The organism is Mesoflavibacter sp. CH_XMU1422-2, from assembly GCF_037029245.1.
GTDB classification, from domain to species: Bacteria; Bacteroidota; Bacteroidia; order Flavobacteriales; family Flavobacteriaceae; genus Mesoflavibacter; species Mesoflavibacter zeaxanthinifaciens.
The window spans coordinates 364,899-377,749 of the sequence record NZ_JAYMEE010000062.1 but is presented as its reverse complement, the minus strand read 5'-3'; the positions used below and the strand labels follow the sequence as shown (position 1 = coordinate 377,749).

Here is a 12,851-nt window from a genome sequence, read left to right as displayed (position 1 = left end):
TTGCGTTTTTTACAAAGTAAAGAAACTTAATCTATTTTAAAAAACCGAATTATTTCATTGGTTTCATAACTGTAATTGCTGCAATCAATTCTGCTTCTGTCATTTCTTTAAGATCTTCATCAGCGTAAAAAGCAGAAAGTTTATCTTCGCTGTATTTGTATAGTTTCCAGCGTTTAAACTGATATTCTAAAGCAGTAAAATTCTCAACCCAATCACCAGAATTTAAATAGTGTGTTTTTCCTTTTTTAGACTCTACGATTTCATTTTTTGGCTGGTGTATATGTCCGCAAATAACATAATCGTAACCGTTTTCTATAGCTAAATCTGTAGCTGTCTTTTCAAAATTACTAATGTATTTAACTGCAGATTTTACGCTGTTTTTAATACGTTTTGATAAAGAATATCTTTCTTTTCCTAAGTTAACTAACATCCAATTAGTAAAACGGTTTATTAAAATTAAAAGGTCATAACCGTAACCACCAAGTTTTGCTAACCATTTAGCATTTTGGATTGAGGCATCAAAAACATCTCCATGAAATATCCAAGCTTTTTTATCGTCTAACTCTAAAACTAATTTATTGACTACTGCAATGTTACCAATTTCGGTATCAGTAAACTTTCTAAGCATTTCGTCATGATTTCCAGTAATGTAAGTTACTTTTGTTCCTTTTGCAGCGAATGATACAATTTTTTTAATCACTTGCATATGTGATTTAGGAAAGTAACGCTTACTAAATTGCCAAACATCTATAATATCACCATTTAAAATTAAATGTTTTGGTTCTATACTATTTAAATAGGTAAGAAGTTGTTTAGCATGGCAACCATAAGTGCCAAGATGTACATCAGATATAACTACTATTTCAACTTTTCTTTTAAATTTCAATACTTTAGATTTTTTACGCTACAAATATTGATAATGTTTGTTAATACAACGTGTCTTTACAATTATTTAATTATCAGTATATTGTTAAGTTAATATTATCAATTTTTTAAAGTTGAAATAAAACCTGTTTTGTTTAGGTATTTTTTATGATTACATTAGCGTAAATTAAATATTTATGGCAGGAAATAGCTTCGGAAACTTATTTAAACTTACCACATTTGGTGAGTCACACGGAACTGCAATTGGCGGAATTATAGATGGTTGTCCACCAGGAATTGAATTAGATTTTGAAGCTATCCAGCACGAAATGAATCGTCGTAAACCTGGTCAATCAAAAATTGTTACTCAACGTAAAGAACCAGACGAAGTCAAATTTCTTTCTGGTATTTTTGAAGGTAAAACTACCGGAACACCAATTGGTTTTGTTATAGAAAATGCCAATCAAAAATCTAAAGACTATTCGCATATTAAAAATGCGTATAGACCAAGTCATGCAGATTTTGTATACGATAAAAAATACGGGTTTAGAGATTATCGTGGTGGCGGACGCAGTAGTGCTAGGGAAACTGCGAGTAGAGTAGTAGCTGGTGCTATTGCTAAGCAAATGCTTAATACTATACAAATTCATGCTTATACGTCTTCTGTTGGTGATATTTTTCTTGAAAAACCGTATCAAGATTTAGACTTTTCTAAAGTAGAATCTAATATTGTACGTTGTCCAGATGAAGAATATGCTGATAAAATGATTGAAAAAATCAAGCAAATCAGAAAAGAAGGTGATACTATAGGAGGAACAGTAACTTGTGTATTAAAAAATGTGCCAATTGGATTAGGCGAGCCTGTTTTTGATAAACTACATGCCGAGTTAGGTAAAGCTATGCTATCAATAAACGCCGTAAAAGGCTTTGAATATGGTAGCGGATTTTGCGGCGCTAAAATGAAAGGTAGTGAACATAACGACCAATTTAATATTGACGGAAGTACCAAAACAAATCTTTCTGGTGGTATCCAAGGAGGAATAAGTAACGGTATGGATATTTATTTTAGAGTTGCTTTTAAACCTGTAGCAACAATTATGCAAGATCAAACCACTATTGATAAAGAAGGAAATGAAGTTGAAATGCAAGGTAAAGGAAGACACGATCCTTGTGTTGTACCTCGTGCTGTACCCATTGTAGAAGCTATGGCTGCACTGGTTTTAGCTGATTATTTTTTAATTAATAAAATTTACTAAAAATATAATAAGCTTATAAAAAATTATAAACTAACTAATTAAATAATTTATCTAAGGAAAAGAAATATATTATATGAAGAAACTAGCGTTACATTGGAAGATTATTATAGGAATGATACTAGGGATAATTTTTGGTTTTTTAATGAATACCATTGATGGCGGAAAATTATTTACAACACATTGGATTGCTCCATTCGGTAAAATTTTTATTAATCTTTTAAAGTTAATTGCTGTTCCTTTAATCTTAGCTTCATTAATTAAAGGAGTTTCCGATTTAAAAGATATTTCAAAAATTAAAAAAATGGGCTTACGTACCATTGGTATTTACATAACAACAACTTTAGTAGCTATTGTTATTGGTTTAAGTATTGTAAATATTGCAAAACCGGGTACAGGTATGCCTAAAGATACCATCGAAAAAATTAAAATGAAGTATGAAAATGATGCAGGTGTTGTTGATAAATTAAATAAAGCAAACGCAACTAAAGATGCTGGTCCATTACAACCTTTAGTAGATATTTTTCCTAGTAACATATTTCAATCTTTTGCAGATGCTTCAATGTTACAAGTCATATTTTTTGCATTATTTGTTGGTATTTGTTTGTTGTTAATTGGAGAGAAAAAAGCCAAGCCTATGGTAGATTTTTTCGATTCGCTCAACGAGGTCATTATGAAAATGGTCGATTTAATTATGCTATTTGCACCTTACGCAGTATTTGCACTAATGGCAAATGTGATTATAGCTTTTGATGATACAGAAATTTTACTAAAACTTTTATTATATGCATTATGTGTTGTTGGAGGATTGTTTTTAATGATTTGTTTTTACTTAATTTTAGTTAGTGTTTATGCTAAAAAATCACCATTATGGTTTTTAAAACAAATTAGTCCAGCACAATTATTAGCATTTTCTACCTCTAGTAGTGCAGCAACTTTACCAGTAACTATGGAACGTGTTGAAGAGCATCTTGGTGTAGATAAAGAAGTTTCTGGATTTGTATTACCTGTTGGTGCTACTGTTAATATGGACGGTACAAGTTTATACCAAGGTATAGCAGCTGTTTTTATTATGCAGGTAATTTGGCCGGAAGGATTAACTTTTACCAATCAAATTGTTATAATTTTAACCGCATTATTAGCTTCTATAGGTAGTGCTGCTGTACCAAGTGCAGGTATGGTAATGTTAGTTATTGTTTTAGAGTCTATTGGTTTTCCTGCGGAATTATTACCAATTGGATTAGCCTTAATATTTGCAGTAGATAGGCCTTTAGATATGTGTCGTACAGTGGTAAATGTAACTGGAGATGCTACTGTATCTATGTTAGTTGCAAAATCGTTAGACAAATTGCATGAGCCACATCCAAAAGAATGGGATGACAATTATGAAGATGTAAAATAATCATGTATTATAATTATTCTAAATTTAAACAGATAAAACTTAATATCTAATTATGGATGGTTTTGATAATATTGTTTCTGTAAAGTGGTTAAAAGATCATTTAAGCCATCCAAACGTTGTTGTTTTAAATGGAACAATACAAAAAGTTTCAAGCAACTTTAAATCAGAAGAACAACAAATAGAAAATGCTAGATTTTTTGATATAAAGAATGCTTTTACTGATACTTCAGCAGAATTTCCTAACACAATTCCTTCTGAAATTCAATTTCAAACCGAAGCACAAAAATTAGGAATTAATAAAGAAGATTTTATTGTTGTTTATGATGAATTTGGAATATATTCTAGTCCTCGTGTTTGGTGGTTATTTAAAACATTTGGACATAACAATGTAGCTGTTTTAGATGGAGGTTTTCCTGAATGGAAGGCTCAGAAGTTTCCAACAGAAATTAAAACTGAAAAACAGTATAACTCAGGAAATTTTATAGCTAAATACAATCCAAATAACGTTGTCTATTTTGAATCTTTAGAAGCTATAAATAAAGATCCAAATTTTAAGATAATCGATGCAAGGTCTAACGATCGTTTTATGTGTCGCGTACCAGAACCAAGAGAAGGTTTACGCTCAGGACATATACCAAACTCGGTTAATTTGCCATATCAAAATATATTAAACGAACATAAATTTCAGCATAAAGAACAAATAGCTTCAGCTTTTAAAAATTTAGCAAACAATAATCAACATTTAGTGTTTACTTGTGGCTCTGGTATTACTGCTTCAATTTTAAGTTTAGCTGCAACACTATTAGGTTATAACAATAGCGTTTACGATGGTTCGTGGACAGAATACGGAACTTTAACAATAGCAAACATGCAAGATCCTAAACAATGGTCTAAAGAAGAATTATTAGCATACATTTTAATTTTTGTTGCTCATTCTGATTTAGAAGAAACCAAAAAAGAAAAAGAATATATTTTATCTAGAGTTGATAAGGATATTTACAAAAGAGTAGAAGAGAAGTTTAACCAAGATAATGATTACCAAAGCATACAAAATATTATCGAAGCTGTAAAAACTCATGACTATTATCGTAATGATTTAGCAGATTTATTTGCTGATATAAAATTAATGGCTTTTGCAGATGGTGGTTTTGATATTATGGAAAAAGAAGCTTATCATTATCTAAAAAAGATTTTAAAATAATTAAATGTTTAGACCTCTTTACCTAAAAAATAAATCTCAAAACAATACATTGTCCATTAGTAACCTAAGCTAAACAAACGGTTAGACATGCCTTTTGTTTAGAACTTAACTCGTTCCTTACTAACAGAAGTAAGGGTTAAGTTAACAGTAATGCTTTGAGATCTTTTATTACCTACTCTCAATACTAAATTAATTTGAAAGTATAAACTAAAAAATATGTAATTAGGGAAGTATAGTTTTTATCAAGTAAACTAATACTTTAGGTGAGTTAAAGCTTTTAGATACATTTTCTCATTCTTCAAAAAACACTCGACGTGTCGGGGATTTATAAATCTTAAACTCGTCGGTTCGAGTATTGCGACGATAGGAGTATTGTATCGAGAACAATATTACTCCAAAAATTTGCTCTTTAACTCTGGTGTAGGAATCATACAAGCTTCTTTTTTACCGTACCATTTGTAGCGGTTTTTGGCAATAAAATCGTAAACCCAATTTCTAATAAAAGCAGGAACAATTAAAAACACTGAAAGTAGAGCGTAAGGAAACCCTAAATCTTTAGCTATATATAATGCTGCTGTAGATTTCAACTTAAGTCCTTTTTCTTCAGAATATAATAAAATTGAATCTGTTTTTGCTGTATCAATATTGTATTTACTAATAATCTCTTGTCCAGCTTTACCTTGTAAAGGCGCAAACATAAACTTATTCTTTTTGTCATGCTTTATTACAAATTGAACAGAGTTATTGCACAGGTTGCAAACACCATCAAAAAGGATTAATTGTTTATGTTTTGGTAACTGGTTCAAACTGAATATTATTAATTGCTAATTGTTTACTGTTTTTTCACCGCTTCTACCAATTCTAATTGGTCTAAACTTACATTGGTCGTAAAAATACCGTAGTTAACAACAGCTTTTCCTTTGTCGTCAATGCTATCAATACTTCCAACAGCTTTACCATCTTCCATACGAACGCGATCACCAACTTTTAAAACTGGTTTTGGTGGTGCAGGTTTTTCGGCTTCTTTTTTCTTCGCTTCTTTCTTTTTCTTACGAATCACTTCCACCTTTTTTTCTGCTTCTTGTTTAATTTGTTGTTGTTTTGCTTTTTCGGCTTTTGCTTGTTTGGCAGATTGTTTTTTACGTTTAGAATTTTCAATTTGAACTAGTTTAAACAACTCTGCCATCAATTCGCGTTTACGCTTATTGTTAAAGTAACCTTCGGCTAAATCATTTACTTTTTGACCTAAATAAATCAAACGCTGATTGCTATCATACAATTCTTGATAGCTTTCTAATTTTTTCTGAATTTTAGCATTGATTTCTTCTAATTTATCAGCTTCAGATTGCTTTTTCTTTTCGTTTTTCTTTAGGTTTTCGCCTGTTTTTTCAAGCTTTGCGCGTTCTTTTTGAAGCTTAGCAATGGTTGCATCAAATCGTACTTTACTACGTTCTATCTTCTTTTTAGCGCGGTTAATTAAGCTATACGGAATTCCGTTTTTTTGCGCAACTTCAAAAGTAAAACTACTTCCTGCTTGTCCTAAAGCCAGTTTGTACATTGGCTCTAATGTACGCTCGTTAAACATCATGTTGGCGTTAATCATTTCATCTTTTTCATTAGCTAAGAGTTTTAAATTAGCATAATGCGTTGTGATGATTCCAAATGCTTTACGGGCATAAAATTCTTCTAAAAACGTTTCGGCTAACGCGCCACCAAGTTCTGGATCCGATCCTGTACCAAATTCATCTATTAAAAACAGCGTATTCTTGTTTATTTTCTTCAAGAAATAATTCATCTGTTTTAAACGATAACTGTAAGTACTTAGATGATTTTCAATAGATTGATTATCTCCAATATCGCTAACAATACGATCGAACAAGCAAACTTTACTGCGTTCGTGCACCGGAATTAACAATCCGGATTGTAGCATTACTTGTAATAAACCAACAGTTTTTAAGGTGATACTTTTTCCGCCAGCATTTGGTCCAGAAATAACTATAATTCGGCTATCTTCTTTTAGCTGGATAGTTTGCGGATGTGTTGTTTCCTTTTTTTCTAAATTGTTTAAATAGAGTAGTGGATGAAAGGCATCACGTAAGTATAGCTCACGATTTTCTGTGATTTCTGGTAAAATCGCATTCATCGATTTGGCATATTTTGCTTTTGCCGAAATCACATCTATTTTAGTTAAAAACGATTGATAAAGCTCTAAAAGCGGTAAATAAAACCTAATGTAATTAGTTACTTCTTTTAAGATACGTACAACTTCTTCGCCTTCTTCGTATTGTAAATTGTTAAGTTCTCTAGTGTGTTGTAAGGTGGTTTCTGGCTCTATATAAACAATGCTTCCTGTTTTGCTTCCTCCCATAATTGCGCCTTTAACCTTACGTCTGTACATCGCTTTTACAGCTAATACACGTTTATTATCGACAACAGATTCTCTAATGTCGTCTAGGTATTCTAAATTATGATAATGGTTTAGAGCACTAGTAAAACTAGAGTTAATCTTTCCTTTTAACTTGTTAATTTGTTGGCGTAGTTGGTATAAGGTTGGTGAAGCATCGTCTTTAACCTCATTAAATCGGTTTACAACACTGTCTATTTTATCAATAATATCTGTAGTAACTTCAATTTTATTGCTAAACTGCTGTAAAGTTGGATAATAGGTTTCAAACTTTTTAAAAAACTTGATTAAATCGTTACTGGTTAATGATATAGAAACTAATTTTTTTAGACTATGTGGCTCTAAAAAAGTGTTTTCAATTTTTAGCAGTTTTAATTCTTTTGTAATTGAATCGAAACCGTGATTTGGTATGCGATTATCGTTATAAAAAGACGAAATATACTCGTTAGTTAATTGTAACGAAAATAGTAAGGTCTCTTTGTCTTTGTATGGCGAAATAGAAAGCGCAGCTTCATTACCCAAAGCAGTGATACAATACTCACTAACTTGGTTTAAAACGGTTGCAAACTCTAAATCTTGTAATGTTTTTTGATGAATGTTTATCATAGGTAAACTCTGCAAGGCAGATTTCTCTTTTTCTTTGTTTTGTTTGCAAATTTACGGAAATGTAAATTGAAATTTTAAAAGTCTTTATTTACTTGATCTACTAATTTTTTATAACAAAATTAAATAGTAAACCAACAGCTATAGCGATACCAAAGCTTAACAAGGTTCCTATTAGAACATATTCGGTAAGTTTTCTGTTTTTAGCTTTAGATAAATCACCAAATCTAAATACAGATTTTGCAGTTATTAGCAACCCAATAGCGCTCCATTGATTTAACACGATAAATCCAAAGACAAACAAACGCTCTAGTATGCCTATGTATTTTCCTGCTTTATCTAAAGAGTTTTCTGCATCGTCTTCATCTAACTTCCATTTATTCATTATTAGTTGCATAATTACTGAAGAAACTGAAGTTAATGTCATTAATGCTAATAACAAAGCTATGACTTCTTTAGAGTAAATAATATTAATATCAAACTTATAGTTTGTATATAAAGCTGAAACAATTAGTATTATTATAATATGTGCTATCTGGTCTGCAATAAACAGATAGTGTGCTTTTATTTTATTATTTAAATAGAGTTTTATTAAATCTATTATATAATGAGATACTGTAATAACTAAAATACCTATCCAGAAACTAAATTTAAACTTTAAAAGAATTATTAAGGCTAAAGCATGTATAAGGACATGAAAGTAAAGGTATTTTGATTTATGCTTCTTTTTATTTTTTTGCTTGACCCATTTTTTTGGTTGTAACACAAAATCACCAATTACGTGAGCTAATAATAGTTTTAATAAAAGTACAATCATAGGTTTAAGATTTGTTCTTTATAGAACGCGTTTAACTGCATAATTTCTTCATATCCGCCTCTTTTTAAAGCTTCGCTAATGGTGCTTTGAGATTTTCCTAAAAGTAAAGCAATTTCATTTTGGTTTTTTTCAGGATTTTCTATCACTGTACTAATTACCTTTGCAACAGTATTACTCCAACTATTGGCTGTTAACAAAGCTAGATTAATCATAATATTAATCGTGTTGTCCCATTTTTTGTTTTCAGATACAACTGTTAATGTTTGTTTTTTAAGAGATTCAAAACCTTCACCAGAATTAACAAAAGCAGTTCCGTTAGATTCAGATATAGTTTTACTATTATAAGATTGTTCTCCTAAACCTATTGCTATGCGTACATCATAAGGTTTTACTTGTTTTATTACAGCCTTAATATGCAAAGCTATATATAAAGCATTTTCTGGATTTGTTTTTAATTGAAAACTATCGCCTCTAAATATTTCCCAATCTTTTGGTGTCTGTCCATAAAGATTAAGTGTTGACTTTAGTTGATTTAACCACAACGATGTTTGACCTTGTCTAGAGTTAATAATATCTCCTGTTAATACTGCTATCATGTATAATTTTTTATAAAGATATCGTTTTAAAATACGATTACCAAAAAAATCGTCTTATAAACCGATATTTTAAAATATCGTTATATAAGACTATAATTATAAGTAGCAAGATATGGTCATCACAATTAATGTAAAAACAACTAGAGTAATAAATAGAGGCATTATAAACTTTAACTATTTATCAAAACCAATTTTTACTACTGCTAAAGAGGCTAATATTAAACCTGTAGGGTTAATCATATAAAATAATCCCATACCATATTGGTAGGCATTAACTACAATTTCTCTTCCAATTCCCACGCTATCTGCTAACGGAGACATAATAGGCATAGTCAACACAGCCATACCAGAACTACTAGGTATAAAAAATGATAAGCCTGCGTAGATTGCAGTCATAGCGCTTGCAAAAACACCTTTATTCATGCCTTCTGTTGCAGAGCTTGCATAAAACAATAAAGTATCACTTATCAAACCATCAGCCATAATTACAGTCACACCACGAGCAATACCTATAATTAATGCAACACCTAATAAATCACTTGCGCCTCTAATAAAAGTATCTATAAAATCACTTTCATTAATTTTTGCAATAACACCTATAATAATTGATCCAACTAAAAATGTAGTAGTCATTTCTATAAACCACCATTCTAAAAAGACAACACCATAAATCATAATTACAAAACATAATGCAAATACAAATAAGGCTAAACGTAATCTGCTATTAAAATTAACTTTCTTTTTGTCATGTTTAAATAGCGCTGCGATTTGTTGTTGCTGGTCGTAAACTATAGATTTAGTAGGATCATTTTGTACGCGTTTACCATAACGTATGATATATATTAATGAGATGGTTAAACATGCTAAAAGCATTATAAATCTTCCCCAAATACCTGTTGTCCAGCTAATACCAGCAGCATCGCTTGCTATAATAACACTAAACGGATTAACTGTAGAACACATGGTACCAATTGTACTCCCTAAAAAAATACAAGCAATACCAACAATAGCATCATATCTAGCTGCTAAAAACACAGGAATTAAAATAGGGAAGAAGGCAATAGTTTCTTCAGCAAAACCAAAGGTTGTTCCACCAGCAGCAACCAATATTGTTACAAATATGATTAGGATAAATTCGCGTCCTTTTAATGCGTTAGCCAACCAACCAATTCCCGCGTCAAAAGCTCCTGTACTATTAATAATACCAATTAATCCACCAATAATTAGTACTAAAAAAATAATATCTGCTGCTTCTATAACTCCTTTAATTGGCGATTTTACAAAATCAAAAAAGCCTTGTGGCTTGGCTTTTAATTGATGATAAGTATTTGGGATGTTTATTGGTTTATAAATATCTCCGTTTGTAAATTTTTCTAGAGGAATTTTAATATTTAAGTTTTCTAAAGTTTGTTGAGTTGCTGGTAAATTTTCAGTTTCAGTGATACCAATTTTAGTAAATGTGTTGTCAGCACTGTTATAGCCTAAAGTTTCATATTTACCTGCAGGAATAACCCAAGTTAATAAAGTTACTAATCCTGCAATGATTAGTAAAATGGTTTGTGCTGAAGGGAATTTTAGTTTTTTCATATGTATTAAATACTTATTATAATCTGAGAACTATTTTAAATTTTAATTTAAAGATGCTTCGACAAGCTTAGCATGACAATTAATTTATGTTGTCATGTCGAATGTATATGAAATATCGCATAATGCTTTTTCTAAATAATGCGATTTCTCCTTTTCAGTCGAAATGACTTATTTTATTTTGTCATATCGAACGCATGTGAGATATCTCATAATGCTTGTTGCAATAAGTGCTGTAATTTCTTTCTTAAGATCGAAATGACAAACATTTTTAAAAAATAAAGATAGTATTATTTTTATCTTTGAAAGCACTTCAGTATTTAGAAGACTACCATTTTATTTACAAACTTATGAACGTTGATATTAACCCAAGTTGGAACGCTATTTTACAAGACGAATTTGATAAACCGTATTTTAAAAAATTAGCCGAATTTGTAAAGGAAGAATATAGAGAATATCAATGCTTTCCGCCAGAAAACCTAATATTTAATGCGTTTAAAAAATGTACGTTAGATCAATTAAAAGTCGTTATTATTGGTCAAGATCCGTATCATAATTACGATCAAGCCAATGGATTGTGTTTTAGTGTTAATGATGGTGTTGCGCATCCGCCATCTTTAGTTAATATTTTTAAAGAAATTGAAACAGATGTAAAAAAAACATATCCAAAAAGTGGAAATTTAGAACGTTGGGCAGAGCAAGGTGTGTTTTTATTAAATGCAACGTTAACTGTTAGAGCGCATGAAGCTGGTAGCCATCAAAAACATGGTTGGGAAACCTTTACAGATACTGTAATCAAAACCATAAGTGAACACAAAGAAAGTGTTGTATTTTTACTTTGGGGCGGATTTGCTAAGAAAAAAGTCAAACTAATTGACAGTGAAAAACATCATGTTTTAACATCAGGTCATCCATCGCCTTTAAGTGCTAATCGTGGGTACTGGTTTGGGAATAAACACTTTAGTAAGACTAATGCTATTTTAAAGAACAATGGATTAGAGGAGATAGAGTGGTAATTATTTTAAAACACGTTTACCAATCAAAATTACTATAACTAACGGTATAAAATAGACTATGAGCTGAAACCAAAGTGTTGATGATAATTCAGTTGTATTTGTTTTTGAGTCAAATAAAGAAAAGGAGATTTTAATTAAAAGATAAACTATAAAAAGATAGAGTAGTGCTAAGCCGAATATTTTAACAATTGTTTTCATATTCTACAATTCGGCAACAAGGTCTTTATAACTCCATTTTTCATCTATAATATTTAAATCAAATAGTTGATCTTGTACTTTTTTTATTGTCGCTTCAGAGATGTTTTCTTGGCTCCATTCGGTAAGACTTAACCATTCTTGTACATCTTCTAATTCTTGCTCATATCTATTAGCAATCATACGATCAATACTTGGTATTTCTTTAAACTCTGAAGTAGTAGCGTTTACAATATCTAAAATGGTTTTTACGTCTTCTTTGTTAGTTTTTAAAAACTCTTCTCTAACAGCTATTACAAAGCATGGCCAAGGAGAAGGACAATTACCAACACGTCTAAATGTACCGTTATCTACTAAAGGTTTTGTGGTAAATTTTTCCCACATAAAATAATCGGCTTTACCTTCTGTAAGACCTTTAACAGCGCCATCTAAGTTTTTAATAACCTCAAAATTAAGATCTTTTTCTAAATCCCAATTATTATTTTTTGCGTTAACATAAGCCATTAAATGAGAGCCTGATCCGTATCTACTTATTGCTGCTTTTGTACCTTTAAGATTTTCTATTGTATTATAATCTGATTTAGAAGCGACGTGAATTCCCCAAATTAATGGCGACTCTACAAAGACTTGAACAATTTTAGACTTATTACCTGCTATTATATCTTTAATAATACCTTCTGTTAAGATAACAGCCATATCTATATCACCATCGCGTAAACCTTTGTTCATTGCGCCTGTTCCTCCAAAATAGTCTTTCCAACGTAGATTTATGCCTGCATCTTTATATTCTCCATTTTTTAAGCCTAAATACCAAGCCAGATTGAAATGTTCTGGTACGCCACCAATGTTTATTTGTTTCATTTAATGTATTCTTATGTTTTACCGCGAAAGCGAAATTCTTAGATATATTTATAAA

10 protein-coding genes and 1 pseudogene are annotated in these 12,851 nt (G+C 30.7%); 4 read left to right on the top strand and 7 right to left on the bottom strand.

Features of this window, described 5'->3' with window-relative positions:
* Window positions 1-49: 49 nt before the first annotated feature.
* A complete protein-coding gene (locus tag WA340_RS11090; protein ID WP_027879036.1) occupies window positions 50-886 on the bottom strand; it encodes a UDP-2,3-diacylglucosamine diphosphatase in 837 nt (278 codons plus the stop codon).
* A 175-nt stretch (window positions 887-1,061) separates the two neighbouring features.
* Between WA340_RS11090 and aroC the strand changes: the two genes are divergently transcribed.
* The 3 genes from aroC (at window position 1,062) to WA340_RS11075 (ending at window position 4,720) form a co-directional block, all read left to right on the top strand.
* On the top strand, window positions 1,062-2,120 hold the full coding sequence (gene aroC, locus WA340_RS11085) for a chorismate synthase (protein ID WP_027879035.1): 1,059 nt from the start codon (window positions 1,062-1,064) through the stop codon (window positions 2,118-2,120).
* A 73-nt stretch (window positions 2,121-2,193) separates the two neighbouring features.
* Entirely contained in the window at window positions 2,194-3,519 is a 1,326-nt protein-coding gene (locus WA340_RS11080; RefSeq protein ID WP_336129105.1) for a dicarboxylate/amino acid:cation symporter, read from the top strand.
* A 52-nt stretch (window positions 3,520-3,571) separates the two neighbouring features.
* Window positions 3,572-4,720: a sulfurtransferase gene (locus WA340_RS11075; RefSeq protein ID WP_336129104.1), complete on the top strand. Its 1,149-nt coding sequence runs from the start codon at window positions 3,572-3,574 to the stop codon at window positions 4,718-4,720.
* A 389-nt stretch (window positions 4,721-5,109) separates the two neighbouring features.
* On the opposite strand, the gene WA340_RS11070 is transcribed toward WA340_RS11075, so the two are convergent.
* The 5 genes and pseudogenes from WA340_RS11070 to WA340_RS11050 form a co-directional block, all read right to left on the bottom strand.
* Window positions 5,110-5,526 carry a thiol-disulfide oxidoreductase DCC family protein gene (locus WA340_RS11070; protein WP_336129103.1) on the bottom strand — a complete coding sequence of 139 codons (417 nt, stop codon included), beginning with the start codon at window positions 5,524-5,526 and terminating at the stop codon, window positions 5,110-5,112.
* A gap of 26 nt (window positions 5,527-5,552) precedes the next feature.
* Complete coding sequence (locus tag WA340_RS11065) at window positions 5,553-7,730, bottom strand: endonuclease MutS2 (RefSeq protein ID WP_336129102.1); 2,178 nt, start codon at window positions 7,728-7,730, stop codon at window positions 5,553-5,555.
* A 100-nt stretch (window positions 7,731-7,830) separates the two neighbouring features.
* The gene (locus tag WA340_RS11060; protein ID WP_336129101.1) at window positions 7,831-8,544 is read right to left on the bottom strand and encodes a DUF3307 domain-containing protein; all 714 of its coding nucleotides are present in this window, start codon (window positions 8,542-8,544) and stop codon (window positions 7,831-7,833) included.
* Entirely contained in the window at window positions 8,541-9,140 is a 600-nt protein-coding gene (locus WA340_RS11055; RefSeq protein WP_336129100.1) for a SatD family protein, read from the bottom strand. The genes WA340_RS11060 and WA340_RS11055 overlap by 4 nt, the downstream gene beginning before the upstream one ends.
* A gap of 96 nt (window positions 9,141-9,236) precedes the next feature.
* Window positions 9,237-10,727, bottom strand: a pseudogene (locus WA340_RS11050) (YfcC family protein).
* 347 nt (window positions 10,728-11,074) lie between these two features.
* On the opposite strand from WA340_RS11050, the gene WA340_RS11045 reads away from it, so the two are divergent.
* Window positions 11,075-11,740: a uracil-DNA glycosylase gene (locus WA340_RS11045; RefSeq protein WP_336129098.1), complete on the top strand. Its 666-nt coding sequence runs from the start codon at window positions 11,075-11,077 to the stop codon at window positions 11,738-11,740.
* A 201-nt stretch (window positions 11,741-11,941) separates the two neighbouring features.
* Here the strand turns inward: WA340_RS11045 and WA340_RS11040 are convergent, their stop codons facing one another.
* A complete protein-coding gene (locus tag WA340_RS11040; RefSeq protein WP_336129097.1) occupies window positions 11,942-12,796 on the bottom strand; it encodes a substrate-binding domain-containing protein in 855 nt (284 codons plus the stop codon).
* Window positions 12,797-12,851: the final 55 nt, after the last annotated feature.

Coding starts and splice junctions, on each gene's coding strand:
- aroC (WP_027879035.1), top strand. CDS start 1,062: ATGGCAGGAAATAGCTTCGGAAACTTATTTAAACTTACCACATTTGGT.
- WA340_RS11080 (WP_336129105.1), top strand. CDS start 2,194: ATGAAGAAACTAGCGTTACATTGGAAGATTATTATAGGAATGATACTA.
- WA340_RS11075 (WP_336129104.1), top strand. CDS start 3,572: ATGGATGGTTTTGATAATATTGTTTCTGTAAAGTGGTTAAAAGATCAT.
- WA340_RS11065 (WP_336129102.1), bottom strand. CDS start 7,730: ATGATAAACATTCATCAAAAAACATTACAAGATTTAGAGTTTGCAACC.
- WA340_RS11060 (WP_336129101.1), bottom strand. CDS start 8,544: ATGATTGTACTTTTATTAAAACTATTATTAGCTCACGTAATTGGTGAT.
- WA340_RS11055 (WP_336129100.1), bottom strand. CDS start 9,140: ATGATAGCAGTATTAACAGGAGATATTATTAACTCTAGACAAGGTCAA.
- WA340_RS11045 (WP_336129098.1), top strand. CDS start 11,075: ATGAACGTTGATATTAACCCAAGTTGGAACGCTATTTTACAAGACGAA.
- WA340_RS11040 (WP_336129097.1), bottom strand. CDS start 12,796: ATGAAACAAATAAACATTGGTGGCGTACCAGAACATTTCAATCTGGCT.